Here is a 25,252-nt window from a genome sequence, read left to right as displayed (position 1 = left end):
ATAAGCCCGCTGGCCGTAGGGTGTGTGGGCCCGCCAGGCCGTGCGCACCGAGGGCCGGGTGCGGTGCGCGCGCAGCCTAGGCGGTGGTCGGCTGCAGGTCCGCCGCCGGCTGGCGGCGCGGCAGCACCTCGCGGCCCGGCAGGAAGCGCCCGTAATCCTGCGTCTTGCCCAGCTCCTCGGGGTATTCCAGGCCGCGGCGGTAGGCGATGCGGCCATTGATCAGGGTGGCCTCCACCGCCGCATCGTTGCGCTTGACCAGCCGCGTCAGGCCGAGCACTTCCATCGGCGCCTCGGCGATGGCGTCCAGCTCCTCGGTGAGCCCCTCGGGGTTGATGATCACCAGGTCGGCGCGGTCGCCGACGCGGATATAGCCGGCGTCCACGCCGATAAAGTCGGCCAGCTCGCCGCTGCAACGGCGCACCGCCTGGCCCAGTTCCATGAAGGGCGTGCCGGCCAGCTGCGCATCGCGCACGTACTTGAGAAAGCGCAGCGGGAAGTTGTACTGGGCGATGGAACGCAGGTGCGCGCCGGAGTCGGCAAACCCGGGATGGGTCCAGGGGCTGGCCAGCAGCTTGCGCATGATCGGCTCGCGATCGTTGCCGTAGCAGGTGCTCCACTTCAGCGCTTCACGGTACTGGCAGGCCAGCTCGAAGTAGGCGTCCACCGCGTCCAGGCCACGCGCCTCGCCCAGTTGCTTGAAGTTCTTGCCGACCAGGGAGGCGTCCGGGCACTCGGTCACCCAGCAGTCGGAGAAGTCGCGGTGCCACAGGCCCTTGGTCAGCACCGCCTTGACCTGCTGCTTGAACAGGGCGCGGAACGCCGGTTCCTTGACCTTGGCGTAGAGCTCGTCCGGGTCCTTGATGTTGCGCAGGATCTCGCCGGCGCCGAACTCCTCGAAGGCGTTCACGTTGAGCCCTTCCAGGCGCAGGGTGAAGGGCGCGGGCAGGGTCTGCCAGCGGAAGTGGCCGCGCAGCACCTTGTTCGCCAGCCAGCCGGAGAGGCGGGTGAAGCGGTGCAGCAGCGGCTGCGACTTGAGGTCCAGCGCCGTGAGCATGGTGCACTTGAGCGGCTGTCTGAACCAGCCGTGGGCCTGCCAGAGGAAGGCGAACACATTGACCTTGGTCACCGCGTTCGGCGCGCCCTGCAGCACCGCGCCGCGGCGGCGGAGGATGGCGAACAGGCGCGAGAACTCCTTCCAGCTGGCGAAAGTCGAGGGCAGCGGGCTGGACCAGGCGCGCTCGCCATCCATCTTGTCCAGGCGCGTGGTCATCACCGACAGGCCGATGCAGCCGGCGTCCAGCGCCTCCTCCAGCAACTGCTCCATGCGCTGCAGCTCGGCCTCGCTCGGCGCCACCTTGCTGGTGGCGCGCGTGAGGCCCATTACCGCTACGCGCAGCTCGGAGTGGCCGAGGAAGGAGCTGACGTTCGGGCCCAGTGCATGCTGGTCGTAGAAGGCGCGGTAGCCGGCGGCGTCGCGCCAGCTCTTCTTCTCCTTGAGGATCGGCAGCACGTATTCGCGCGGCACCGCCTCGACGCGGGTGAACAGGTCCGAGCAGTCCTCGGCGTCGGCCAGCACCATGCTGATCGAGCAGGAGCCGATGGTCACGCTGGTCACGCCGTGGCGCACCGACTCCTTGAGCGCCGGCGCGGCGATCACTTCGGCGTCGTAGTGCGAGTGGATTTCCAGAAAGCCCGGGGTGACCCACTTGCCGGCGGCGTCGATCACCTCGGCGCCGCGCTCATCCAGCGGGCTGAGGCTGAGGGTGTCGATGCGGCCATGCTTGATGCCGATATGGCGCAGCGCGCCGGGGGCGCCGCTACCGTCGAAATACAGGCCGTTGTTGATGACGATGTCGAAACTCATGCGAGGCTCCAGGGGGCCAGCAGCAGAACGCCGGTGACCAACAGCAGGCAGTAGATGACGAGGCGGAAATGGCGCTCGTCGAAGCGCCGGTGCAGGCGTTCGCCCAGCCATAGGCCGAGCAGCAGCAGCGGGGCGTAGGCGAGCACCTGGGGCAGGGCCGGCTGCAGGCGGCCGTCGAGCAGGAAGGCGGCGGTCAGCAGGCTGTTGAGGCTGAACCAGACCGTCACCAGGGTGGCGCGAAAGCGTGCCTTGTCCAGCGCCGTGCCGGCCAGGCCGTAGACCAGCAGCGGCCCGCCGGAGGCGAACAGACCGTGGCTGAGGCCGGCGCCGAGGGTGAGCAGGCGGGTCAGCCAGGCCGGGCGCAGCGGTAGCGCCGCGGCATGGCGCAGGCGCCACAGTTCGCGCCCGGCGAACCACAGGATCAGCAGGCCGAAGCCGCGCTTGAGCAGCGCCGCGTCGAGATAGGGCAGCAGCAGGTAGCCCAGCGCTGTGCCGGCGAGCATGCCCGGCAGTATGGTGCCGAGCAGCAGCGGGCGGTCGATCTGCGCGCGGTGGCGCCACACCAGGTAGCCGGTCATGCCGATGTTCAGCGGCACCAGCACCGGCAGCAGCTGGTCGATGGGCAGCAGCAACGCACCCAGCGACAGGGCGATCACTATGCTGCCGAAACCGGTGACTGCCTCCAGGGTGTAGGCCAGCAGGATAAAGGCGCCGAGGGCGTAGGGGGCGAAGGCCATCAACCCAGCTCCCCGGCGAAGCGCCGGCTCATCTGCCGGTAGTAGAGGGCCGGGGCGACGCGCCAGAGCAGGCTGGCCAGCCAGCTGCCGCGATCCGGAAACAGGCGCTCGCGGCGCGCGGCCAGGGCCTTGAGGATTTCCCCGGCCATCCAGTCGGCGCCGCGAATGCGGCCTACAGTCGAGCGCGCATGGCCGGCCGGCTGGCCGTCGCCGCCCAGGGCGTTGCGCTCGATGGGGGTGTCGAGAAAGCTCGGGTAGACCATCAGCAGGCCGATGCCGTCGCGGCCGATCTCCGCACGCAGCACCTCGAAGGCCTGGCCCAGGGCGCTTTTCGCCGCGCAGTAGCCGGCGCGGCCGAGCACCGGCATCCAGCCGGCCATGGAACCGATGGCGACGACCTGGCCGCGGCTCTGGCGCAGCAGCGGCAGGGCGGCGAGGGTCAGCTCCAGCGGCGCGTGGTAGTCCACCGCCATGACCTTGCGCAGCACCGCCGGGGCGGTGCACACGGTGGGCGAACGGTGGGTGATGCCGGCGTTGTTGAGCAGCACGTCGAGGCGGCCGAAGCGCGCGCGGCAAGTCGCCAGCAGCTGCTGGTGCAGCGCCGGATCGGTGATATCGCCGGCCACGCCGAGCACGCGCGCTTGGCCCAGTTCCCTGGCGCGCGCGGCCAGGCCGCTCGCGTCGATATCGGTGAGCAGCAGGGCGTCGCCGTGGGCGTGGCAGGCGCGCGCCAGTTGCCAGCCGAGGCCGCTGGCGGCGCCGGTGATCAGGACGACTCGCATCATTTTTCTCCGAGAGCGATCAGCGGGGCTGTGAGTGGCGGCGGCGGGCGGCGCGACCAGAACCAGGCCAGGGCCAGGCCCGAGACCAGGTGCCAGCAGCCCCAGAAGGCGGCGATCAGCAGCATGCCGCCGGCCTGGGGGAAGAAGGTGAAGATGATCACCAGGCCCAGCGCCGAGTTCTGGATGCCCACCTCCAGGGTGATGGCGCGGCGTTCGGCGGCCGCCAGGCCGCTCAGCCGCGCGCTGAGGTAGCCGATGCTCAGGGCCAGGGCGTTGTGCGCCACCACCAGCCAGAAGAACAGGTGGAAGTGCGTGGCGAACTGCTCCAGGTTGCGGCTGAAGGCCAGGGCGACGAAACCGAGCATCACCAGCAGGGCGAACAGGCGCAGCGGTTTTTCCACCTTGAGGGTCAGCTGCGGAAAGCGCCGGCCGACCCACATGCCGGCCACCAATGGCAGACCCAGCACCAGCAGCACCAGCAGGAGCAGGCCGAGCGGGTCGAGGGCGATCTGCGTCAGCAGCGGCCGGGTGTAGGGGTTGAGCCAGGCGTACAGGGCGAAGTTCAGCGGCGTCAGCAGGCTGGCGGCGAGGCTGGACACCGCGGTCATGCTTACCGACACGGCGACGCTGCCGCGCGCCATCCAGGTCATGATGTTGGAGAAGCTGCCGCCGGGGCAGGCGGCGATCAGCGCCATGCCCAGGGCCAGCTCCGGCTGGATGCGCAGCGCCCAGCAGGCCAGGCAGGTCAGCGCCGGCAGCAGCACGAACTGCGCCAGCAGGCCGATCAGCGGCGCCTTGGGCGCGCGGGCGATGCGGCGGAAGTCCTCGGCGCGCAGGTCGAGCGACACGCCGAACATCATCAGGGCGACGATCAGGTTGATCAGCACCAGGCTGCTGGGGTCGAAGGCGATAGTGACGGCTTCCACGTTCAGGCTCCCTGGGCGGCCGGCACGGCGCCGGCGGCCAGCTCGCGGCGCAGCGCCGCGCTGTGGGTGGCGATGCGCTGACGATAGCTGTCCTTGTGCACGTAGTAGGCCATGCGCTCCAGATCCAGGTACCGGTAGCCGCCGTCCAGGCGCTGCCCGGCGCGTTCGCGCTTGAGCCGGCGCAAGGCTTCGGCCGCCGGACTGCCGGCCTGCAGCTGGCGGATGTACAGGGCCACCAGCTCGGCCTGCTCGTCGCGGCCCTGCCAGCCGAGACCGGAGGCCTCGACCATGCCGAGCATGAACAGGTCGTCGCGCTCGGGGTGGAAGACGTTGAGGTACAGCTGCGGCGCGCCGGCGCCCTGCGGCCAGTTCAGCTCGCCGCGTTCGATAAAGGGATAGTCGAGCTTGTAGCCGGTGGCCATCAGGATCAGGTCGTACTCGCCCTGTTCGCCGTTGGCGAAGCGCACGCTGTGGCCGTCCACCGCGACGATATCGCCGCGGGCGCGGATATCGCCGTGGCCGAGGTGGTGCAGCACCAGCGAGTTCATCACCGGGTGCGACTCGTACAGGCGGTAGTCCGGATCCGGCAGGCCGTACTGCGACGGCTTGCCGACCAGGGCGCGCACCAGCAGGCCGTCGACCAGCTGCTTGAGCCGGCGCGGCAGCTTGATCGCGCCGCCGAAGGTGTCGGTGGGCTTGCCGAGAATGAACTTGGGCAGGAAGTAGTAGCCGCGGCGCACCGACAGGTCCACCGAGGCGGCGCGGTGCACGGCATCCACCGCGATGTCGCAGGCCGAATTGCCGCAGCCGACCACCAGCACGCGCTTGCCGGCGAAGAGCTCGGCGCTCTTGTAGGCGGAAGAATGCAGCAGCTCGCCGCTGAACTCGCCCGGCAGCGCCGCCAGGTTCGGCGTATGCAAGGTGCCATTGGCGATCAGCACGCCGTCGAAGCGCCATTCGCGGCGCTCGCCATGGCGCTCGCTGATCAGCTGCCAGCCTTGGTCCAGGCGCTGCAGCTGCACCACTCGGGTGTCGAACTGGTAGTGCGGGTACAGGCCGAACTGCCGCGCGTAGTCGCGGAAATAGCGGCGCATCTCGCTGTGGTGCGGGTAGGGCGCCACCTCGGCGCGCATGGGGAATTCGCTGAACTCGGTGGTGCCCTTGGAGGAAATCAGGTGGGCCGAGTGGTACATGGTGCTGTGCGGGTTGTCGATGTCCCACAGGCCGCCGACATCGCTGTGCAGCTCGAAACCGACGAAGTCGATGCCGTGCTTCTTCAATTGCCGGGCCGTGCACAGGCCCATGGGACCGGCGCCGATGATGGCGTACATGGCGAACCTCGTTATTGTTATGAGTGAGCAGCGCAAGTGCTGGAATTATCGCGTGACCGGGGGCGGCCGCTTCAATGACAATCGGCGCCTTTGCCCCGTCGCTTCTGGTGCGGGATGTCACTGCTGGAGGGAGAGCCATGCCGGGATTGCCGCCGAGCGACGAGTTGCAGATGCAGGACGAGGTGCTGCTGGCCGAGGTGCGCGATGCCTTCGGGGTGATCCGCGTGGTGCAGATCGGCGCCTACCGCTTCCTCGAGTTCGGCGAGGCCATCGAGCAGAGCTGCGTGTTCGCCGGCGACCCGAGCTGGCTGGAGTACGACTACACCCGCGCCATGCTGCTCGGCGCGTTGTGCCACGATGCGCCGGAGACCGCGCTGTTTCTCGGTCTGGGCGCCGGCAACCTGACCCAGGCCTGCCTCAAGTTTCTAGCCTTGGAGGATGTCGAGGCCATCGAGCTGCGCCCGGACGTGCCGCGCCTGGCCATGGAGTTTCTCGGCCTGGACGACGACCCGCGGCTGACCATCCGCATCGGCGACGCCACCGAGCTGCTGGGCAGCGCCGAGACCGCCGACCTGATCTTCCTCGATCTGTACACCGACCAGGGCCCGGGCGCCGGCCACCTGGCCTGGCGCTTTCTCGAACGCTGCCGGGAAAAGCTCAACCCCGGTGGCTGGCTGATCATCAACCAGTGGGCCGGCAACGACGGCAAGCCGCTCGGCGCCGCGCTGCTGCGCGGGCTCTACCACCGCCATTACTGGGAATGCCCGGTGAAGGAGGGCAACGTGGTGCTGCTGATCCCCGCCGACCTCGATCAGCAACTGGATCGCGGCCGCCTGCAGGCGCGCGCCGGCGAGCTGGCGCCGCGCCTGGGCTACTCGCTGCAGCCCTTGATCGAGGCGTTGCGCCCGGCCACCTGAGGCGCAGGGCAGGGTGGATGTCGCTGTCTGCAGCCACCAGAAGCGGTGGATCGATGACGCGCGATCCACCCTACGCAAGCCTGGCTTGCAGGCCGTCATGCATCGACTGGTTCCGCTCAGCGCCCCTGAAAATTCCCCGGGCGCCGTTCGAGCATGGCGCGCACGCCCTCGGCGGCGTCCTCGCTCGCCATCAGCTGCTTGACCGTGCCGTGCAGCGCGGCCGCCGCCGCGGCTTCGCCCTCGCGCACCGCCTGGCGCGCCGAGGCCAGGGTGGCGCGCACGCCCAGCGGCGCCTGCGCGGCGATGCGTTCGGCCAGGCGCAACGCTTTGGGCAGCAGTTCCTCGCTGGCCAGCACCTCCTGCACCAGCCCCAGGCGATAGGCCTCGTGAGCGTCGAACTCGTCGCCGGTGAGCAGCCAGCGCATGGCGTTGCCCCAGCCGGCCTGCTGGTGCAGGCGCAGGGTGGCGCCGCCGAAGGGGAAGATGCCGCGCTGCACCTCCATCTGGGCGAAGCGGGTGTTGCTGGCGCACAGGTTGATGTCCGCGGCCAGCATCAGCTCGATGCCGATGGTGTAGCAGTAGCCCTGCACCGCGAGCAGCACCGGCTTGCTCACCCGCGGTCCGCCGAACACGCCCCAGGGGTCGCAGCCGCCCGCGGGAATCTGCCAGCCGGCGGCGAACTGGGCGGCCACCTTGGCCAGGTCGAGACCGGCGGTGAAGTGCTCGCCATGGGCGAACACCAGCGCCACGCGCGCCTCGTCGTCGCGCTCGAACTCGCCGTAGGCCAGGCACAGGTCGTCGAGCATGTCGAGGTCGAAGGCATTGCGCTTGGCCACCCGGTCGAGGCCGAGCAGCAGGATGTGGCCGCGTTTTTCGCGGCTGACGCGGCCGCGGTCGGAGGAGGTCATGAGGATGATCCTTGGCTCGTGGAGGAGGTCGCAGGGATATAGCCGGCCGCCGCGCGCTTGTCCATGGCGGCGACCGTTTGGCAGCGCACGGCCGGGAAAACTGCAAAAACCGCCACCCGCGTCAGGAATTTCCGGTATAGTGCGCGCCGGCCAATTCTCTGGCCACGTTCAGGTAGCGCAATTCGCCCGAAGCCCGACTTCGGCAGCCAGTCCCGCAGCGGACTATCCTTGACGATTCACTTTTCATCACGTCTTCGCAAATCCCCGCCGAACCAGGCTGCCAGGGTGACCCACAAGGTCTTACACGGCATGCGCAGCTTTGGAACATGGGTCTTTGCGGATGCACTAGAGGCAGACCCATGACCCAGGAAATCGGCGGCTTCGCCGCGCTCGGACTTCACCCCAATATTCTCGCCGCTCTGACCGCCGTCGGTTACGAAGAGCCCTCGCCGATCCAGGCGCAGGCGATTCCGGTGATCCTCGCCGGCCACGACATGATCGGCCAGGCGCAGACCGGCACCGGCAAGACCGCCGCCTTCGCCCTCCCGCTGCTGTCGAAGGTCGACCCGGCCAAGCGCGAGCCGCAGGTGCTGATCCTCGCCCCGACCCGCGAGCTGGCCCTGCAGGTGGCCACCGCCTTCGAAACCTACTCCAAGCAGATGCCCGGCCTGAACGTGGTCGCCGTTTACGGCGGCGCACCCATGGGCCCGCAGCTCAAGGCCATCCGCCAGGGCGCGCAGGTCATCGTGGCCACCCCGGGCCGTCTGGTCGACCACCTGCGTCGCGACGAGAAAGTGCTGTCGACCATCCAGTACCTGGTGCTCGACGAGGCTGACGAGATGCTCAAGCTGGGCTTCATGGACGACCTCGAAGTGATCTTCGAAGCCATGCCGGAAAGCCGCCAGAGCGTGCTGTTCTCCGCGACCCTGCCGCACTCGATCCGCGCCATCGCCGAGAAGCACCTGCGTAACCCGCAGCACATCAAGATCGCCTCCAAGACCCAGACCGTGACTGCCATCGAGCAGGCGCACCTGATGGTCCACGCCGACCAGAAGCACGCCGCCGTACTGCGCCTGCTGGAGGTCGAGGAGTTCGATGCGCTGATCGGTTTCGTGCGTACCAAGCAGGCCACCCTGGACCTCGCCGCCGCGCTGGAAGCCAAGGGCTACAAGGCCGCCGCGCTGAACGGTGACATCGCCCAGAACCAGCGTGAGCGGGTGATCGACTCGCTCAAGGACGGCCGCCTGGATATCGTCATCGCCACCGACGTGGCCGCCCGCGGCCTCGACGTGCCGCGCATCACTCACGTGATGAACGTCGACATGCCCTATGACCCGGAATCCTACGTGCACCGTATCGGCCGGACCGGTCGTGCCGGCCGTACCGGTCGCGCGCTGCTGCTGGTGACCCCGCGCGAGCGCCGCATGTTGCAGGTGATCGAGCGCGTCACCGGGCAGAAGGTCGGCGAAGTCAAGCTGCCGAACGCCCAGCAGGTGCTGGATGCGCGGATCAAGAAGCTCACCAGCAGCCTGGCGCCGCTGGTGGCCGATGCCGAAGCCAGTCATGGCGAGCTGCTCGACCGCCTGACCGCCGAAATCGGCTGCAGCCCGCGCGCCCTGGCCGCCGCCCTGTTGCGCAAGGCGACCAACGGCCAGGCCCTGGATCTGGCCAGCGTCGAGCGCGAGCAGCCGCTGGTGCCGGGCGCCGGTGGTGCGCCGCGCGAGCGTCGTGAGCGTGATGGCGAGCGCAGCACTGAGCGCGGTGAGTACCGCGAACGTCGCGCGCCGCTGCCGTTGACCGAAGGTCGCGTGCGCTGCCGTACCGCGCTGGGCACGCGCGACGGTATCGCCGCGAAGAACCTGCTCGGCGCCATCCTCAACGAGGGCGGCCTGGCTCGCGAAGCCATCGGCCGTATCCAGATCCGCGAGACCTTCAGCCTGGTCGAGCTGCCGGAAGACGGCCTCGATCGCCTGCTCGGCAAGCTCAAGGACACCCGCGTTGCCGGCAAGGCCCTGAAGCTGCGCCGCTACCGCGAGGATTGATCGCGCAGCGATAAACGAAAAAGCCCCGCCAAGTGCGGGGCTTTTTCGTTTCTGGCCTGTAGCCGGATGCAGTCCGGGGCCGATGGGCTTGCCAGGCGCGTAGCCCGGGTTGAGCGCGCCGATACCCGGGCAAGGCCCTGTGCGCCGGTTCAGCCGAAGCGGTAGATATCCATGCCCAGCGCCCCGTAGGTGAAGCCGGCGTGCTCCAGCTTGAAGGCGCCGCCGGCGCCGCGGGCGAAGAACAGCGGCAGCAGGTGCTCGTCCGTGGGGTGGTTGCGCGCGGCGTGCGGCGCCAGCTGGCGGTAGCGGTGCAGGGCGTCTTCGTCGTCGGCTTCGAGTTGGGCCACCATCCAGTCGCGAAACTCCCTGGCCCAGGGGGTGACCACCCCGGGGCCGGCGCGCCAGTCGAGCTCGCTGAGGTTGTGGGTGATGCTGCCGGAGCCGATCAGCAGCACGCCTTCGGCGCGCAAACCGGCCAGGGCGCGGCCGACGCGGGTCTGCAGCTCGGGGCCGAGCTGGCTGGGTAGCGACAGTTGCAGCACGGGGATATCGGCGGCCGGGTACAGCAACGACAGCGGCACCCAGGCGCCGTGATCGAAGGGGCGCTGCGGGTCGAGCGCGGCGGGCAAGCCGGCATCGCTCAGGCGCTGGGCAATCTCTGCCGCCAGCGCAGGCGCGCCGGGGGACGGGTACTGCACGGCATACAGGGCGGGCGGAAAGCCGCCGAAGTCGTGCCAGGTTTGCGGGCGTTCGGCACTGGTCAGTTGCAGGCGATCGCTTTCCCAGTGCGCCGAGACCACCAGCACGGCGCGCGGGCGCGGCAACTCGGCCGCCAGGCGGGCCAGGGCCGGGCCGCTGGCGCCCGGTTCGAGGGCGAGCATGGGGGAGCCGTGGGAGATGAACAGCGAAGGCAGCATGGTGCTAACTCCTGGAGTAGGATGCTGCCATCTTGGTGGTTGGACCTATCCGATACCAGCATAAATTCTTGAGCCTTATCATCGATTTACCTGGAGGTTTTGCGTGCACGAAAGTTTTTGGCAGGAGCGCTGGGCGCGCGATCAGATCGGTTTTCACCTGGATCAGGTCAATCCCTACCTGCAACGGCACTGGCCGGCGCTGGCGGTGCCTGTGGGCGCGCGAGTGCTGGTGCCGCTGTGCGGCAAGAGCCTGGACTTGGCCTGGCTGGCCGGCCAGGGCTATCGCGTGCTGGGCGTGGAGCTGGCGGAAAAGGCCGTGCAGGACTTCTTCGCCGAGCAGGGCCTGCAGGCCGAGGTCGTCCGGCACGGGGCGTTCAAGCTCTACCGCGCCGGCGCGCTGGAGCTGTGGTGCGGCGATTTCTTCGCCCTGCGCGCCGAGGACGTCGCCGATTGCCAGGCGCTGTTCGATCGCGCCGCGCTGATCGCCCTGCCGCCGCAGATGCGCGAGCGCTATGCGGCGCACCTGACGGCGATTTTGCCGCGCGGTTGCCGCGGCCTGCTGATCACCCTGGATTACGCCCAGAGCCAGATGGACGGGCCGCCCTTCGCCGTCGGCGACGACGAGGTGCAACGGCACTTCGCCGCCGCCTGGCAGGTGCAAGAGTTGCAGCGCGAGGACGTGCTGGCGGGCAACTGGAAGTTCATCCGTCACGAACTCAAGGCGCTGGACGAGGTGGTCTATCGGCTGGAGAAGCTTGTGTAGGCTGCGCCACGCGCGCCGCCAGGGATGCTGCACGCGGCCCTATGAAGCAAAAAAGGCGACCCGCAGGTCGCCTTTTCTTTGTTGCTTGCGATCAACCCAGGCGGCGCAGCGCCTCGATGCGATCTTCCAGCGGCGGGTGGCTCATCAGCAGGCCGGCCAGGCCGTTCTTCAGGCCGCCGTTGATGCCGAAGGCGGTCAGGCTGTCCGGCATGTTCACCGGCACGCCCTGTTCGGCGCGCAGGCGCTGCAGCGCGGCGATCATGGCGCCGGTGCCGGCCAGGCGGGCGCCGGCTTCGTCGGCCTTGAACTCGCGTTTGCGCGAGAACCACATGACGATGATGCTGGCCAGGATGCCCAGTACCAGCTCGGCGAAGATGGTCGCGACGAAGTAGCCGATGCCATGGCCGTCCTCGTTCTTGAGGATGGCCTTGTCGACGAAGTTGCCGAAGATGCGCGCGAAGAACATCACGAAGGTGTTCACCACGCCCTGGATCAGCGCCAGGGTGACCATGTCGCCGTTGGCCACGTGGCCGATCTCGTGGGCCAGCACCGCGCGCACTTCATCCGGGGAGAAGCGCTCGAGCAGGCCCTGGCTGACGGCGACCAGCGCGTCGTTCTTGTTCCAGCCGGTGGCGAAGGCATTGGACTCGTAGGCGGGGAAGATACCGACTTCCGGCATCTTGATCCCGGCTTCGCGCGACAGCTCCTCGACGGTCTGCAGCAGCCACTGTTCGTGGCGGGTACGCGGCTGGGTGATGATCTGGGTGCCGGTGCTCATCTTCGCCATCCACTTGGAGATGAACAGCGACACCAGCGAGCCGGCGAAACCGAACACGGCGCAGAAGATCAGCAGGCTGCCATGGTTCTGGCCGGTGAAGCGATCGACCCCCAGCAGTTTGAGGGTGATGCTGGCGATGATCAGCACCGCCAGGTTGGTGGCCAGGAACAACATAATGCGCATCATGGTGTGAACGGACTCCTCACGGGGAAAGACGTACGAGTAATGCGGGCTATATAAGGGCGCGCCCCCCAGGGTTTCAACCAGCGACTATTTCAAACTATGTCGCCTGAACCCTGCAGGTTGCTCTCGAACAGCAGGCGGGTCAGGCGCGCGGTACGTTCGCCGTGTTGCTGGGCCAGCGCCTCGCGCAGTTGGAAGGCCAGGGTAGCATGCACCCGGCGCACGCTGGGCGGTAGCGCCTGGCCCTCGCCCACGGCGTGGGGAATGGCCCGCGACAGGCGCAGGAAACCCTTCTCGGTCAGCACCGCCTGGTCCAGCGCGTCGTAGGCGATGGTCGACTCGAAGCGCAGATAGCCTTCCTCGGCCAGCCACAGCAGGGCGCCGAGGCAGGCCTGGTGGCGCTTGCTCGGCAGGCCGAACTCGTCGGGCTCCTCGCGGCCGATCAGGTCCTCGACGTACAGCGCCAGCTTGCGCGGGAAGGCCTGATAGAGCAGCAGCAGGCCGCCGGCGGCGTCCTTATAGAAGTCGTCGATCTGCAGATCCATGCCGGCCTACTGGCGGTAGCCCTTGAGGAAGTTGCCGATGCGGCCGATGGCCTGCTCCAGGTCGTCGACCCTTGGTAAGGTGACCACGCGGAAGTGATCCGGCCAGGGCCAGTTGAAGGCGGTGCCCTGGACGATCAAGAGTTTCTCCGACAGCAGCAGGTCGAGGACGAACTTCTCGTCGTTGTGGATCGGGCAGACCTTGGGATCGATCCGCGGGAAGGCGTACAGCGCGCCCATCGGCTTGACGCAGCTGACCCCGGGAATGTCGTTGAGCAGTTCCCAGGCGCGGTTGCGCTGCTCGAGCAGGCGGCCGTTGGGCAGCACCAGGTCGTTGATGCTCTGGTAGCCGCCGAGCGCGGTCTGGATCGCATGCTGGCTCGGCACGTTGGCGCACAGGCGCATATTGGCCAGGATGTCCAGGCCCTCGATATAGCTCTGTGCCTTGTGCTTGGGCCCGGAAATGGCCACCCAGCCGGAACGGAAACCCGCCACCCGGTAGCTCTTGGACAGGCCGTTGAAGGTCAGGCACAGCACGTCCGGCGCCAGCGAGGCGGTGCTGATGTGCACGGCCTCGTCGTAGAGGATCTTGTCGTAGATCTCGTCGGAGAACAGCACCAGATTGTGCTGGCGCGCCAGCTCGACGATATCCAGCAGCACCTCGCGCGAATACACCGCGCCGGTGGGGTTGTTCGGGTTGATCAGCACCAGGGCCTTGGTGTTGGGGGTGATCTTGGCGCGCATGTCGGCGACATCGGGGAACCAGCCGGCCTGCTCGTCGCACAGGTAGTGCACCGGCTTGCCGCCGGACAGCGCCACCGCGGCGGTCCACAGCGGGTAGTCGGGCGCCGGGATCAGCACCTCGTCGCCGTTGTTGAGCAGCGCCTGCATGGCCATCACGATCAGCTCGGAGACGCCGTTGCCGAGATAGATGTCCTCGATGCCGACGCCTTCCACCTGCTTCTGCTGGTAGTACTGCATCACCGCCTTGCGCGCGCTGAACAGGCCCTTGGAGTCGCTGTAGCCCTGTGCGGTTGGCAGGTTGCGGATGACGTCCTGGAGGATTTCCTCCGGCGCCTCGAAACCGAACGGCGCCGGGTTGCCGATATTCAGCTTGAGGATGCGCTGGCCTTCCTCTTCCAGACGTTTGGCGTGCTTGAGCACCGGCCCGCGGATGTCGTAGCAGACGTTGGCGAGCTTGTTCGATTTGCTGACCTGCATGTAAGGGATCCCGAGCGATGGATAACCCGCCGAAGCACGCTGCAAAAGTCTCGCGACGGAGAATCTTGGCAGCCTGTAACGCGGGTGACAGACTGGCGTCGAATCATACGTGGCGGCCTGAGCGCGGCAAAGGTGCCAGTCCGGCTTTTTTAAGCGAGGATGCGCCCAGGTCGCGGCCAGGTAGCAGCGGCTTCCGCCGCGAACTCAACGCGCCCCGCGTACAACCAAGGCCAGCGCTGTCACGCATCGCCTGGCTTTTATCGAGGAGGAACCTTGCCCGTGGACAAACTCGACAAACCCCTGGAGGCCTGGCGCGAGGAACTGTCGCAGGAGCAGTTTCATGTCTGTCGCCTGGGCGGCACGGAGCGGCCCTTTACCGGCGAGTATCACGACAGCAAGACGCCGGGGATCTATCACTGCGCCTGCTGCGGCGAGGCGCTGTTCGACTCCGACGCCAAGTACGACTCCGGCAGCGGCTGGCCGAGCTACTTCCAGCCGGTCAGCGACGAGGCGATCGCCCGGCTCGACGACTTCAGCCATGGCATGCACCGCATCGAGGTGAAATGCGCCAAGTGCGACGCCCATCTCGGCCACGTGTTCCCCGACGGGCCGCGGCCGACCGGGTTGCGCTACTGCATCAATTCGCTGTCGCTGAAACTGCTGCCGCGCGCTTGGGGGGGGGGGGGAGCGCCAGGCGCCTGATCTGCCAGGCGCCTGGTCGCCTCAGCCCTGCCGCCGGGGCTGCTGCTGAGCCTTTTCCAGCTCGGCGCAGGCCTGCTGGATCATGCCTTCGGTGATCGGCACTTCGCGGCCCTGGCCATCGATGATAAAACCGCCCACCGGCATCTGCGGATGCTTGACCGGGGTGGCGGGGCGTTGGGCGGCAGTGTCGTGCAAGCTCATGGCCTGTCTCCTCATCAGTGATGCGCGCCAGTCTAGAGCGGCTAGATGAAGGCGCGGTGACAATTGCGACGGCGCTGCTCCGTCACAAAACACATAGCAAAGGTCGTATTGCAGGCGGCGTGCCAGCCTGTCTCGAACGAGGAATTCATGTCGCGTTTCCATATAGGTCTGATCATCAATCCGCTGGCCGGCCTCGGCGGCCCGGCGGCGCTCAAGGGCAGCGACGGCGTGGCCGGACAGGCGCTGGCCCTGGGTATCGAGCCGAAGGCGGCGCAGCGCACCCGCACCGCGTTGGAGCAGTTGCTGGGATTGCGCGAACGCATCGAGTTCGTCAGCTACCCGGGCGCCATGGGCGGCGATCTATTGGCGCAGCTGGGCTTCGCCCATCGCCTGCTGGGCAAGTTGGGCGCAGGCGCCACCACCGCCGCAGACACCCGCCGCGCCGTGCGGCAGCTGCAGGACGCGGGGGTGGCGTTGATCCTGTTCGCCGGTGGCGATGGCACGGCGCGGGACGTCTGCGCCGCGGTCAGGCAAGGGCAACCGGTGCTGGGCATTCCGGCCGGGGTGAAGATCCAGTCCGGCGTCTACGCCATCAGCCCGCGTGCCGCCGGCGAGCTGACCGCGCGCCTGGTCGAGGGTGGTCTGGTGCGCCTGACCAGCGGCGAGGTGCGCGATATCGACGAAAATGCCCTGCGCGAGGGCCGGGTCACCGCGCGCTGGTACGGCGAACTGTGCGTGCCGCAGGAGGGCGGTTATGTGCAGGCGGTCAAGCAGGGCGGGGTGGAGTCCGAGGAGCTGGTGCTGGCCGATCTCGCCGCCTGGCTGGAGGCGCAGTGGGAGCCGGGCGTGCGCTATGTGTTCGGCCCCGGCTCGACCCTGCACGGCCTGGCGCAGAACCTGGGGCTGGACACCACGCTGCTGGGCGTCGATGTGATCGAAGACGGCCGGGTGATCGCCCGTGACGTCAACGAGGCCGAGCTGCTGGCCCTGGTCGACGGACATCCGGCCTATCTGCTGGTCACCGCCATCGGCGGCCAGGGCCATATCCTCGGCCGCGGCAACCAGCAGATCAGCCCGCGCGTGCTGCGCGCCATCGGCCTGGAGCGCCTGCGCGTGGTGGCCACCAAGCGCAAGTTGGCCACGCTGGAAGGCCGCCCGCTGCTGGTGGACAGCGGCGAGGTGACCCTGGACGACGCCTTTCCCGATGCCGTGCGGGTCTGGGCCGGGTATAAGGAAGAACTGCTGTATCCCTTGGCTCGATAGGAGATCGCGATGCGCATGCTGGTTCTACTGTCGGCCTGGGCGCTGGCGCTGGCCGCGCAGGCCATCGAGGCTGACAGGTTGGTGCTGGATGCGCGCCAGCAGGTCGGCGTGACCCTGAGCTATGACCCGGCTTACCGCCAGTTGAACTATCCGGGCGGCGATGTGCCCATGGCGACCGGGGTGTGCACCGACGTGGTGATCCGCGCGCTGCGCCAGCAGGGGCTGGATCTGCAGGAGGCGGTGCACCGCGACATGCGCGGCAATTTCGCCGTCTATCCGAAGAGCTGGGGGCTGAGCCGTCCCGACGCCAATATCGACCACCGCCGCGTGCCCAACCTGATGACCTGGTTCAAGCGCCAGGGTTGGTCGTTGCCGGTCAGTCAGGACGCTTCCACCTACCGGGCTGGCGATATCGTCACCTGGGATCTGGGGCGCGGCCTCACCCATATCGGCATCGTCAGCGATCGCCAGGCTCTCACGGGGACGCCGCTGATCCTGCACAACATCGGCCGTGGCGCTCAGGAGGAAGACATCCTCTTCGCCTTCCGCATCACCGGCCACTACCGCCCGCTCGCTCGACAGGCGAGTGCCGCACCATGACTGAACCTGTACTGCCGCCCGGTCTCGTCGCTGGTGAGCGCGTCGTGCTGTTCGACGGCGTCTGCAAGCTGTGCAACGGCTGGGCGAAATTCCTCATCCGCCACGACCGTGCGCGGCAATTTCGCCTGGCCTCGGCGCAGTCCGCCCAGGGGCAGGCATTGCTGGCCTGGTACGGGTTGCCCAGCGAGCGTTTCGACAGCATGGCGCTGATCGAAAATGGTCGCCTGCTGCTGCGTTCCGACGCCGTGCTGGGCATCCTCGCCCAATTGCCCTGGCCCTGGCGGGGGCTGGCCGGGTTGCGGCTGATCCCGCGACCGCTGCGCGACTGGTGCTACGACCGCATCGCGCTGAACCGCTACCGCCTGTTCGGGCGGCATGACGTATGCCTGCTGCCCAGCGCCGACCACGCCGAGCGCTTTCTGCATGACTGAGCGGCCGCTGGTGCGGATGGCCTGGCTGGCGCTGGTTTCTATCTATTGCTGAGGCGACCCGAAACCCCATGACATCGCTGCTTTCCTCCCGTCAGCGCGGCGCCTTGCGCCTGGCCTGGCGCTTTATCGCGCCCTATCGCGGGCGGGTGCTGGGCGCCTTGCTGGCGCTGCTGTTCACCGCGGCGATCACCCTGTCCATGGGCCAGGGCATCAAGCTGCTGGTGGATCAGGGCCTGGCCACCCAGTCGCCGGCGGCGTTGCGCCAGTCGCTGGGGCTGTTCTTCGTCCTGGTGCTGGCCCTGGCGCTGGGCACCTACACGCGCTTCTACCTGGTGTCCTGGCTGGGCGAACGGGTGGTGGCCGATATTCGCCGGCGCGTGTTCGATCACCTGATCGAGCTGCACCCGGGCTTCTATGAGAGCAACCGCAGCTCGGAGATCCAGTCGCGCCTGACCGCCGACACCACCTTGCTGCAATCGGTGATCGGCTCGTCGCTGTCGATGGCGCTGCGCAACCTGATCATGCTGGTCGGCGGCAGCGTGCTGCTGGTGGTGACCAACCCCAAGCTCAGCGGCATCGTGCTGGCGGCGCTGCCGCTGGTGGTGGCGCCGATCCTGATCTTCGGCCGTCGCGTGCGCGCGCTGTCGCGCCTGTCGCAGGACCGCGTGGCCGACGTCGGCAGCTACGTCGGCGAGGTGCTGGGGCAGATCAAGACGGTACAGGCCTACAACCACCAGGACGAGGACAAACGCCGCTTCGGCCTGTCCGCCGAGGCGGCGTTCGCGGTGGCGCGCAAGCGCATCGCCCAGCGCGCCTGGCTGATCACCCTGGTCATCGTGCTGGTGCTCGGCGCCGTCGGGGTAATGCTCTGGGTCGGCGGCATGGACGTGATCGCCGGGCGCATTTCCGGCGGCGAGCTGGCGGCCTTCGTGTTCTACAGCCTGATCGTCGGCTCCTCGTTCGGCACCCTGAGCGAGGTGATCGGCGAGCTGCAGCGCGCCGCCGGTGCGGCCGAACGCATCGCCGAACTGCTGCGCGCGCGCAACGAGATCGCTGCGCCGCAACAGGGGCTGCAGCATTTGGCGCAGCCGGTGCGCGGCGAGATCGAGCTGCAGCATCTGCGCTTCGCCTATCCGGGGCGTCCGGAGCACTACGCGGTCGATGGCATCAGCCTGCAGGTGCGCGCTGGCGAGACCCTGGCGCTGGTCGGGCCGTCCGGCGCCGGCAAGTCGACCCTGTTCGACCTGCTGCTGCGCTTCTTCGACCCGCAGGCCGGGCGCATCCTGATCGACGGCGTGCCGATCGAGCGGCTCGACCCGCGCGAGCTGCGTGCCTGCTTCGCCCTGGTGTCGCAGAATCCGGCGCTGTTCTACGGCACGGTGGAGGACAACATCCGCTACGGCCGCCTCGATGCCAGCCAGGCCGAGGTGGAAGCGGCTGCGCGCGCGGCGCATGCCCACGAGTTCATTCAGCGCCTGCCGCAGGGCTACCAGACCCACCTGGGCGACGCCGGCCTGGGGCTTTCCGGCGGTCAGCGCCAGCGCCTGGCCATCGCTCGCGCCTTGCTCGCCGATGCGCCGATCCTGCTGCTCGACGAGGCCACCAGCGCGCTGGACGCCGAGAGCGAGCACCTGATCCAGCAGGCCCTGCCGCGCCTGATGGCCGGGCGCACCACCCTGGTGATCGCGCACCGCCTGGCCACGGTGAAGCAGGCCGAACGCATCGCGGTGATCGAGCAGGGGCGCCTGGCGGCCATCGGCAGCCACGCGCAACTGCTGGCCGGCAGCCCGCTCTATGCGCGCCTGGCCGAGTTGCAGTTCGGTGAGGCCGGCTAGCCCTTGGGTTTGATCGTCGCGGCCGCGCCGGCCGAGGCGAGGATGATGGCGCCAATCGCCAGCCACTGGTTCCAGCTCAGTTGCTCGCTGAGGAACAGCAGCCCGGAAAGCGCGGCGATGGCCGGCTCCAGGCTCATCAGGATGCTGAAGGTGCGCGCCGGCAGGCGGGTCAGGGCGACCATCTCCAGGCTGTAGGGCAGCGCCGAGGACAGCACCGCCACGCCCAGGGCGATGGGCAGCAGATCCACCGAGAACAGGCTGCCGCCGGCCTGCCACAGGCCGATGGGCAGCACCAGCAGGGCGGCGACCCAGGTGCCCAGGGCCACGGTCTGGCGGCCGTGGGCGGCGCCGGCCTTCTGCCCGAAGACGATATACAGCGCCCAGCACAGCCCGGCGCCGAGGGCCAGGGCCATGCCCAGCGGGTCGAGCTGGGTCTGCGCCAGATCGCTGGGCAGCAGCAGCCACAGGCCGAAGACCGCCAGGACGATCCAGGCGAAATCCAGCAAGCGCCGCGACGACAGCAGCGCCAGGCCCAGTGGCCCGGTGAACTCCAGGGCCACGGCGACGCCCAGCGGAATGCTCTGCAGCGACATGTAGAACAGCAGGTTCATCCCGCCCAGGGCCAGGCCGTAAGCCAGCAGCGGGCGGTAGGCGGCCAGGTTCGGGCGGGTGCGCCAGGGCTGCATCACCAGCGACAGGATGATCGCGCCGAGCACCAGACGCAGCGCCGTGGAGCCCTCGGCGCCGACCAGCGGGAACAGGCTCTTGGCCAGCGAGGCACCGCTCTGGATCGAGATCATCGCCACCAGCAGCAGGCCGATAGGTGCGAGAAGGGCGGTACGGGGCATGGGGCGGTCCTTGGCGGGCTAATCGGCTTTCAGGTGCATCTGAGCGTAGGTGCGCCGTGCGCACCGAGGGTTCCGAACTTCTGCGGGAGCAAGAAAAAACCGGCCGCGAGGGCCGGTTCTTCGAGGCGCTGCGGCAGCTTAGAGGTATTCGCAGAGGTAGGCGGTGTCCACTGCCACCTTCAGCTGGAACTTGCTGTTGGCCGGTACGGTGAAGTTGCTGCCGGCCTCGAAGGTGCTCCAGCTGTCGCTGCCCGGCAGCTTCACGGTCAGGGCGCCGGCGACCACGTGCATCACTTCCAGCTGGCTGGTGCCGAATTCGTACTCGCCCGGGGCCATCACGCCGATGGTGGCAGGACCTTCGGCCATGGCGAAACCGATGGATTTGACGGTGCCGTCGAAGTACTCGTTGACCTTGAACATCTGCGATTCCTCGGGAGGGTTTAAAAAGGGGCCGCCAGTATGCCCAAGCGCCTTTTCTTCGTCATCAGTCTTTGAGCGGCAGCACCAGCGGCAACAGGCGAGCGGTGTTGCGCGCGTCGGTCAGCGCGCGATGCTGCGCCCCTTGGAACTGCAGGCCGGCCAGTTGCAGGGCGCTGTGCAGGCCGATCGGCCGCGGCAGCTGACGGGCCTTGGCGAAGGCCTGCTTGAGGTTCAGGTGCGGCACCGCGGCGAGCAGGCTGGCGAGCTGGTGCCGGCGCCATTCCTGCTCCAGCTGGCGGCGGTCGTAGTCGCCCCAGCTGCTCCAGCCCACCAGCCGCGGCGCGTGTTGGCCGAGCCAGCGCTCGAACTGCGCCCAGACCTGCGGCAGGGGCGCCGCGGCGTCGACCTCGTCCTGGCTGATATGGGTCAGCTCGCGGCAGAAGGCGGTCAGGCAGGGGCGTCGTTGCGGTTTGACGAAACGCTGGAAGTGATCGCGCTCATGACCGTCGGCGCCGACCAGGCTGGCGCCGATCTCGATGATTTCCATTTCCTCTACTGGCCAGCCGCCCTCGTCGGTGGTGGCTTCCAGGTCGATGATCAACCAATGTCCCATAGGCCCTCCCTTGCGTGCGCAGGCAGTATGGAAGGGCTTTCCGGCCAGGGCAAACCCCGTGTTAGGCTCTGCCGTCTATGTCTGGAGGAGGTAGCTATGGCGAAGGTCGCGTTTATCGGCTTGGGGGTGATGGGCTATCCGATGGCCGGGCACCTGGCCCGCAACGGCCATCAGGTGACGGTGTACAACCGCTCGCCGGGCAAGGCCGAACAATGGATGGCCGAATACGCCGGTAGCAGCGCGCCGACGCCGCGCGAGGCGGCCCAGGGCGCCGAGCTGGTGATGTGCTGCGTGGGCAACGACGATGACCTGCGCGGTGTGGTGCTGGGCGAGCAGGGCGCCTTCGCCGGCATGGCGCCGGGCGCCATCCTGGTCGATCACACCACGGCGTCGGCCGATGTCGCCCGCGAGCTGGCGGCGCTCGCCGCCGAGCGCGGCCTGGGCTTTCTCGATGCGCCGGTGTCCGGCGGCCAGGCCGGCGCGGTCAACGGCGTGCTGACGGTGATGGTCGGCGGCGAGGCCGAGGCCTATGCCAGCGCCGAGCCGGTGATCCAGAGCTACGCGCGGATGATCCGTCTGATGGGCGCTGCCGGCAGCGGCCAGCTGACCAAGATGGTCAACCAGATCTGCATCGCCGGCCTGGTGCAGGGGCTGTCCGAGGCGCTGCATTTCGCCCAGCGCGCCGGTCTCGACGCGCACGGCGCGATGGAGGTGATCAGCAAGGGCGCGGCGCAGTCCTGGCAGCTGGAAAATCGCCACAAGACCATGCTGGCCGGCGAATTCGACTTCGGCTTCGCCGTGGACTGGATGCGCAAGGACCTGTCGATTCTGCTCGACGAGGCGCGGCGCAATGGCGCGCAGTTGCCGGTGACCGCACTGGTCGACCAGTTCTACGCCGAGGTGCAGGCCATGGGCGGCGGGCGCTGGGATACGTCCAGCCTGCTGGCGCGCTTGCAGCGCGGCCGCTGATCGCAAAAGGCCTCGACTGGCGGCGCGCGCGAAATTAGCATCGCCGCCGTTCTATCCGCATGTCGAGGTTTGTCATGGACTGTCGTGCAGGCTGCGGTGCCTGTTGCATCGCGCCTTCCATCAGCTCGCCGATTCCCGGAATGCCCCAGGGCAAGCCGGCCGGCGTGCGTTGCATCCATCTGTCCGCCGAGCATCTCTGTGCCCTGTTCGGACGCCCGGAGCGGCCGGCGGTGTGCGTCGGCTTCAGCGCCGACGAACAGGTCTGCGGCGATAGCCGCGAGGCCGCCATCCGTCTGCTGGGGTGGCTGGAACAGGCCACGGCGGTGCCCTGAACGCTGGGAGTGTCGATGAAAGGAGGCGTGCGAGGCGCTCTGCTGGGCCTGCTGCTGTTGGTCGCGAGCGCGCCGGCCGCGGAGCTGCAATGGCGGTTGGCCCGGGAGGAGGGCGGTGTGCGCGTGTACCTGGCCGAGGTGTCGGGTTCGCGCTACCAGGCCTATCGCGGCGTGGTCACCCTGCGCACGGATATGCCGACCCTGCTCGCCCTGCAGGAGGACGTCGCCGCCTCCTGCGCCTGGATCTACGCCTGCAGCGAGCAGCGCCTGCTCGGCAGCGAAGGCGCGCTGAGCTGGATCTACAGCCGTTACGCCACGCCCTGGCCGGTGACGCCGCGCGATTCGGTGCTGCAGGTCGCCACCGAGGTCGGCGCCGACGGCAGCGTCACCCGTCGGCTCACGGCGGCGCCGACGCGCTTGCCGGAGCAGCGCGGCTATGTGCGGGTGCGCAAGCTGGAGGGCATCTGGCGCTTGCGGCCGCTGGGCGAGGGTCGGGTGGAGGTGGTCTACCAGGCGCATACCGAGCCGGGCGGCAGCGTGCCGTCCTGGCTGGCCAGCAGCTTCGTCGTCGATGCACCGCTGCAGACGCTGAAAGCGCTCAAGGCGCTGGTCGAGGGTTCTGGGCTGAAGTAGGGTGTATCCGCGAAGTTCGCGGATAAAAATGCCCTGGTGGAGAAAGATCGCCGCATGTACTGCGAGCCAATAAAAAGGCTGCCATCGGGCAGCCTTTTTTGCGTCGCGCTGGCGATCAGTCGCGGCCGCTCGGCAGGTCGCGCTGCTCGTAGCCGGTGTACAGCTGGCGCGGACGGCCGATCTTGTACGGGCTGGAGAGCATTTCCTTCCAGTGCGAGATCCAGCCGACGGTACGCGCCAGGGCGAAGATCACGGTGAACATGGAAGTCGGGATGCCGATGGCCTTGAGGATGATGCCCGAGTAGAAGTCGACGTTCGGGTAGAGGTTGCGTTCCTTGAAGTACGGATCGTTGCGCGCGATCTCGTCGAGCTTCATCGCCAGTTCCAGCTGCGGGTCGTTGATGCCCAGCTCGGCCAGCACTTCGTCGCAGGTCTGCTTCATCACCTTGGCGCGCGGGTCGAAGTTCTTGTACACGCGGTGGCCGAAGCCCATCAGCTTGAACGGGTCGTTCTTGTCCTTGGCCTTGGCGATGAACTTGTCGATGTTCTCGACGCTGCCGATCTCGTCCAGCATGCTCAGCACCGCCTCGTTGGCGCCGCCGTGCGCCGGGCCCCACAGCGCGGCGATGCCGGCGGCGATACAGGCGAAGGGGTTGGCGCCGGAAGAGCCGGCCAGGCGTACGGTGGAGGTGGAGGCGTTCTGCTCGTGGTCGGCGTGGAGGATGAAGATCTTGTCCATCGCCTTGGCCAGCACCGGGCTGATCGGTTTGATCTCGCACGGGGTGTTGAACATCATGTGCAGGAAGTTTTCCGCGTAGTTCAGGTCGTTACGCGGGTACATCATGGGCTGGCCCATGGAGTACTTGTAGGTCATGGCGGCGATGGTCGGCATCTTGGCCACCAGGCGCATGGCCGAGACTTCGCGGTGCTGCGGGTTATTGATGTCCAGCGAGTCGTGATAGAAGGCGGACAGGGCGCCGACCACGCCGCACATGATGGCCATCGGGTGGGCATCGCGGCGGAAACCGTTGAAGAAGGTCTTCAGCTGCTCGTGAACCATGGTGTGGTTCTTGATGGTGCTGACGAACTTGGCCTTCTCTTCCTTGCTCGGCAGTTCGCCATTGAGCAGCAGGTAGCAGGTTTCCAGGTAGTCGGATTGCTCGGCGAGTTGCTCGATGGGGTAGCCGCGGTGCAGCAGGATGCCCTTGTCGCCGTCGATGTAGGTGATCTTCGACTCGCAAGAGGCGGTCGACATAAAGCCAGGATCAAAGGTGAACCGACCCGTGGCGGTCAGGCTCCGCACATCGATTACATCGGGACCCATGGTGCCGGTCAGAACGGGCAGTTCGACGGGGGCATTGCCCTCGATGATCAACTGCGCTTTTTTGTCAGCCATATGTGGCCTCCTAGTTATGCTTGAAATCATCAGACAGCCCCCCACGCAGGGCCCGCACCACTATAGTGGGATAAATCCGAAAGTCAATTTGCGAAAACCCAGGCGGCAGAAGGGTTTCGGCGGGTTTTTCCGCGAAAAAAGGCCGCTATTTACGCCATTTGTTCAGCGCCTGCAATGCGCTTTTTGGGGTAGGCCATTGCATTGTCATTAGTCTGCTAACTGTCTATACTCTGCGCCCGACCGCCAGGGGCTTTGCGGCCATATCATGGCGGTCGTCACTCCTTGGGTGATGGGTACCTGACCAGTGCACTTCCCAACAACTTTGCCCTGATAGTTAGGGGCTCTCAGTGTGATAAAAGCCGTGAATAGCCAACGACCTGTAAACCTAGACCTTAGGACTATCAAGCTCCCAATCACCGCTTACACGTCCATTCTGCACCGCATCTCCGGTGTCATCCTCTTTGTCGGTATCGCCATCCTGCTGTTCGGCCTCGACAAGTCGCTGACCTCCGAAGAGGGCTTCGCCCAGGTGAAAGAATGTCTGGCCAGCCCGCTGGCCAAGTTCGTGATCTGGGGTCTGCTGTCCGCTCTGCTGTACCACCTGGTGGCCGGTGTACGCCACTTGATCATGGACATGGGCATCGGCGAGACGCTGGAAGGCGGCAAGCTGGGCTCGCAAATCGTCATCGCCGTCTCGGCGGTCGTGATCGTGCTGCTGGGGGTGTGGATATGGTAACTAATGTCACGAATTTCTCGCGTTCGGGCCTCTATGACTGGATGGCGCAACGCGTGTCTGCGGTCGTTCTCGCGGCTTACACGCTGTTTCTGCTGGGCTATGTGATCTGCAATCCGGGCATGGGCTACGCCGAATGGCACGGCCTGTTCTCGCATACCGCAATGCGCATCTTCAGCCTGCTAGCCCTGGTTGCACTGAGCGTGCACGCCTGGGTCGGCATGTGGACCATCTCCACCGACTACCTGACGCCGATGGCGCTGGGCAAGTGGGCGACCGGTGTGCGTTTCCTGTTCCAGGCCGTGTGCGGCATCGCCATGTTCGCGATGTTCGTCTGGGGCGTGCAGATTCTGTGGGGTTTCTGA

The 25,252-nt window shown here is 67.5% G+C and carries 28 protein-coding genes; 13 read left to right on the top strand and 15 right to left on the bottom strand.

Annotated elements, in window-relative coordinates:
• Positions 1-76: 76 nt before the first annotated feature.
• Genes ACIGFL_RS11465 through ACIGFL_RS11445 form a run of 5 tightly spaced genes read right to left on the bottom strand, consistent with a single transcriptional unit; the run spans position 77 to position 5,640 of the window.
• Positions 77-1,864, bottom strand: coding sequence for an amidohydrolase family protein (locus ACIGFL_RS11465; protein WP_397497268.1), 1,788 nt, complete (start codon positions 1,862-1,864; stop codon positions 77-79).
• A complete protein-coding gene (locus ACIGFL_RS11460) occupies positions 1,861-2,601 on the bottom strand; it encodes a sulfite exporter TauE/SafE family protein (RefSeq protein WP_397497267.1) in 741 nt (246 codons plus the stop codon). The genes ACIGFL_RS11465 and ACIGFL_RS11460 overlap by 4 nt, the downstream gene beginning before the upstream one ends.
• A complete protein-coding gene (locus ACIGFL_RS11455) occupies positions 2,601-3,383 on the bottom strand; it encodes an SDR family NAD(P)-dependent oxidoreductase (RefSeq protein ID WP_397497266.1) in 783 nt (260 codons plus the stop codon). The genes ACIGFL_RS11460 and ACIGFL_RS11455 overlap by 1 nt, the downstream gene beginning before the upstream one ends.
• Positions 3,383-4,309, bottom strand: a complete 927-nt coding sequence (locus ACIGFL_RS11450; protein WP_397497265.1) for a bile acid:sodium symporter family protein — start codon at positions 4,307-4,309, stop codon at positions 3,383-3,385. Before ACIGFL_RS11450 ends, ACIGFL_RS11455 begins: the two co-directional genes overlap by 1 nt.
• 2 nt (positions 4,310-4,311) lie before the next feature.
• A complete protein-coding gene (locus ACIGFL_RS11445) occupies positions 4,312-5,640 on the bottom strand; it encodes a flavin-containing monooxygenase (RefSeq protein ID WP_397497264.1) in 1,329 nt (442 codons plus the stop codon).
• A gap of 137 nt (positions 5,641-5,777) precedes the next feature.
• Here ACIGFL_RS11445 and ACIGFL_RS11440 point away from each other — a divergent pair, with 137 nt between their 5' ends.
• Complete coding sequence (locus tag ACIGFL_RS11440; RefSeq protein WP_021444507.1) at positions 5,778-6,557, top strand: spermidine synthase; 780 nt, start codon at positions 5,778-5,780, stop codon at positions 6,555-6,557.
• A gap of 116 nt (positions 6,558-6,673) precedes the next feature.
• Here ACIGFL_RS11440 and ACIGFL_RS11435 read toward each other — a convergent pair whose 3' ends face one another.
• Positions 6,674-7,465: a crotonase/enoyl-CoA hydratase family protein gene (locus ACIGFL_RS11435; RefSeq protein ID WP_397497263.1), complete on the bottom strand. Its 792-nt coding sequence runs from the start codon at positions 7,463-7,465 to the stop codon at positions 6,674-6,676.
• Between the two features lie 326 nt (positions 7,466-7,791).
• Between ACIGFL_RS11435 and ACIGFL_RS11430 the strand changes: the two genes are divergently transcribed.
• Positions 7,792-9,507 (top strand): DEAD/DEAH box helicase, encoded by a 1,716-nt coding sequence (locus ACIGFL_RS11430; protein WP_177342902.1) that lies wholly within the window; start codon positions 7,792-7,794, stop codon positions 9,505-9,507.
• A gap of 149 nt (positions 9,508-9,656) precedes the next feature.
• Here ACIGFL_RS11430 and ACIGFL_RS11425 read toward each other — a convergent pair whose 3' ends face one another.
• The gene (locus tag ACIGFL_RS11425; protein ID WP_397497262.1) at positions 9,657-10,424 is read right to left on the bottom strand and encodes a DODA-type extradiol aromatic ring-opening family dioxygenase; all 768 of its coding nucleotides are present in this window, start codon (positions 10,422-10,424) and stop codon (positions 9,657-9,659) included.
• 103 nt (positions 10,425-10,527) lie between these two features.
• On the opposite strand from ACIGFL_RS11425, the gene ACIGFL_RS11420 reads away from it, so the two are divergent.
• The gene (locus ACIGFL_RS11420; protein ID WP_397497261.1) at positions 10,528-11,187 is read left to right on the top strand and encodes a thiopurine S-methyltransferase; all 660 of its coding nucleotides are present in this window, start codon (positions 10,528-10,530) and stop codon (positions 11,185-11,187) included.
• A 91-nt stretch (positions 11,188-11,278) separates the two neighbouring features.
• Here ACIGFL_RS11420 and htpX read toward each other — a convergent pair whose 3' ends face one another.
• The 3 genes from htpX to ACIGFL_RS11405 all read right to left on the bottom strand — a co-directional run bounded on the left by htpX (position 11,279) and on the right by ACIGFL_RS11405 (position 13,911).
• Positions 11,279-12,151, bottom strand: coding sequence for a protease HtpX (gene htpX / locus ACIGFL_RS11415; RefSeq protein WP_021442895.1), 873 nt, complete (start codon positions 12,149-12,151; stop codon positions 11,279-11,281).
• Positions 12,152-12,240: 89 nt separating this feature from the next.
• Positions 12,241-12,693 carry a hypothetical protein gene (locus tag ACIGFL_RS11410; RefSeq protein ID WP_397497260.1) on the bottom strand — a complete coding sequence of 151 codons (453 nt, stop codon included), beginning with the start codon at positions 12,691-12,693 and terminating at the stop codon, positions 12,241-12,243.
• A gap of 6 nt (positions 12,694-12,699) precedes the next feature.
• Positions 12,700-13,911 (bottom strand): pyridoxal phosphate-dependent aminotransferase, encoded by a 1,212-nt coding sequence (locus ACIGFL_RS11405; protein ID WP_397497259.1) that lies wholly within the window; start codon positions 13,909-13,911, stop codon positions 12,700-12,702.
• Positions 13,912-14,190: 279 nt separating this feature from the next.
• Here ACIGFL_RS11405 and msrB point away from each other — a divergent pair, with 279 nt between their 5' ends.
• The gene (msrB, locus tag ACIGFL_RS11400) at positions 14,191-14,613 is read left to right on the top strand and encodes a peptide-methionine (R)-S-oxide reductase MsrB (RefSeq protein WP_397497258.1); all 423 of its coding nucleotides are present in this window, start codon (positions 14,191-14,193) and stop codon (positions 14,611-14,613) included.
• A 21-nt stretch (positions 14,614-14,634) separates the two neighbouring features.
• Here msrB and ACIGFL_RS11395 read toward each other — a convergent pair whose 3' ends face one another.
• Positions 14,635-14,814 (bottom strand): PA1571 family protein, encoded by a 180-nt coding sequence (locus ACIGFL_RS11395; RefSeq protein ID WP_397497257.1) that lies wholly within the window; start codon positions 14,812-14,814, stop codon positions 14,635-14,637.
• 147 nt (positions 14,815-14,961) lie between these two features.
• Here ACIGFL_RS11395 and ACIGFL_RS11390 point away from each other — a divergent pair, with 147 nt between their 5' ends.
• The 4 genes from ACIGFL_RS11390 to ACIGFL_RS11375 all read left to right on the top strand — a co-directional run bounded on the left by ACIGFL_RS11390 (position 14,962) and on the right by ACIGFL_RS11375 (position 18,943).
• Positions 14,962-16,077, top strand: a complete 1,116-nt coding sequence (locus tag ACIGFL_RS11390) for an ATP-NAD kinase family protein (protein WP_397497256.1) — start codon at positions 14,962-14,964, stop codon at positions 16,075-16,077.
• Positions 16,078-16,086: 9 nt separating this feature from the next.
• Positions 16,087-16,677, top strand: a complete 591-nt coding sequence (locus ACIGFL_RS11385) for a DUF1287 domain-containing protein (RefSeq protein ID WP_397497255.1) — start codon at positions 16,087-16,089, stop codon at positions 16,675-16,677.
• Complete coding sequence (locus ACIGFL_RS11380) at positions 16,674-17,108, top strand: thiol-disulfide oxidoreductase DCC family protein (RefSeq protein WP_397497254.1); 435 nt, start codon at positions 16,674-16,676, stop codon at positions 17,106-17,108. Before ACIGFL_RS11385 ends, ACIGFL_RS11380 begins: the two co-directional genes overlap by 4 nt.
• Before the next feature lie 68 nt (positions 17,109-17,176).
• Positions 17,177-18,943, top strand: a complete 1,767-nt coding sequence (locus tag ACIGFL_RS11375) for an ABC transporter transmembrane domain-containing protein (RefSeq protein ID WP_397497253.1) — start codon at positions 17,177-17,179, stop codon at positions 18,941-18,943.
• On the opposite strand, the gene rhtA is transcribed toward ACIGFL_RS11375, so the two are convergent.
• The 3 genes from rhtA to ACIGFL_RS11360 form a co-directional block, all read right to left on the bottom strand.
• On the bottom strand, positions 18,940-19,791 hold the full coding sequence (gene rhtA / locus ACIGFL_RS11370) for a threonine/homoserine exporter RhtA (RefSeq protein ID WP_397497252.1): 852 nt from the start codon (positions 19,789-19,791) through the stop codon (positions 18,940-18,942). The genes ACIGFL_RS11375 and rhtA overlap by 4 nt on opposite strands.
• 138 nt (positions 19,792-19,929) lie before the next feature.
• Complete coding sequence (locus tag ACIGFL_RS11365; RefSeq protein WP_397497251.1) at positions 19,930-20,211, bottom strand: pyrimidine/purine nucleoside phosphorylase; 282 nt, start codon at positions 20,209-20,211, stop codon at positions 19,930-19,932.
• A 64-nt stretch (positions 20,212-20,275) separates the two neighbouring features.
• Positions 20,276-20,824, bottom strand: a complete 549-nt coding sequence (locus tag ACIGFL_RS11360) for an exonuclease domain-containing protein (protein WP_397497250.1) — start codon at positions 20,822-20,824, stop codon at positions 20,276-20,278.
• 96 nt (positions 20,825-20,920) lie between these two features.
• On the opposite strand from ACIGFL_RS11360, the gene ACIGFL_RS11355 reads away from it, so the two are divergent.
• The 3 genes from ACIGFL_RS11355 (at position 20,921) to ACIGFL_RS11345 (ending at position 22,758) form a co-directional block, all read left to right on the top strand.
• Positions 20,921-21,793: an NAD(P)-dependent oxidoreductase gene (locus tag ACIGFL_RS11355; protein ID WP_397497249.1), complete on the top strand. Its 873-nt coding sequence runs from the start codon at positions 20,921-20,923 to the stop codon at positions 21,791-21,793.
• Positions 21,794-21,867: 74 nt separating this feature from the next.
• Positions 21,868-22,125: a YkgJ family cysteine cluster protein gene (locus tag ACIGFL_RS11350; protein ID WP_031303652.1), complete on the top strand. Its 258-nt coding sequence runs from the start codon at positions 21,868-21,870 to the stop codon at positions 22,123-22,125.
• A gap of 15 nt (positions 22,126-22,140) precedes the next feature.
• Positions 22,141-22,758, top strand: a complete 618-nt coding sequence (locus tag ACIGFL_RS11345) for an START domain-containing protein (RefSeq protein WP_397497248.1) — start codon at positions 22,141-22,143, stop codon at positions 22,756-22,758.
• 115 nt (positions 22,759-22,873) lie between these two features.
• Here ACIGFL_RS11345 and gltA read toward each other — a convergent pair whose 3' ends face one another.
• Positions 22,874-24,154: a citrate synthase gene (gene gltA / locus ACIGFL_RS11340; RefSeq protein ID WP_397497247.1), complete on the bottom strand. Its 1,281-nt coding sequence runs from the start codon at positions 24,152-24,154 to the stop codon at positions 22,874-22,876.
• 349 nt (positions 24,155-24,503) lie between these two features.
• Between gltA and sdhC the strand changes: the two genes are divergently transcribed.
• The gene (gene sdhC / locus ACIGFL_RS11335) at positions 24,504-24,890 is read left to right on the top strand and encodes a succinate dehydrogenase, cytochrome b556 subunit (protein ID WP_177342876.1); all 387 of its coding nucleotides are present in this window, start codon (positions 24,504-24,506) and stop codon (positions 24,888-24,890) included.
• Positions 24,884-25,252, top strand: coding sequence for a succinate dehydrogenase, hydrophobic membrane anchor protein (gene sdhD / locus ACIGFL_RS11330; protein WP_024308045.1), 369 nt, complete (start codon positions 24,884-24,886; stop codon positions 25,250-25,252). The genes sdhC and sdhD overlap by 7 nt, the downstream gene beginning before the upstream one ends.

The sequence above is a fragment of the Pseudomonas sp. NPDC077649 genome (assembly GCF_044542855.1).
Lineage (GTDB): Bacteria > Pseudomonadota > Gammaproteobacteria > Pseudomonadales > Pseudomonadaceae > Aquipseudomonas.
The sequence above is the reverse complement of the archived record's forward strand: the minus strand, read 5'-3'. Positions and strand labels throughout refer to the sequence as shown.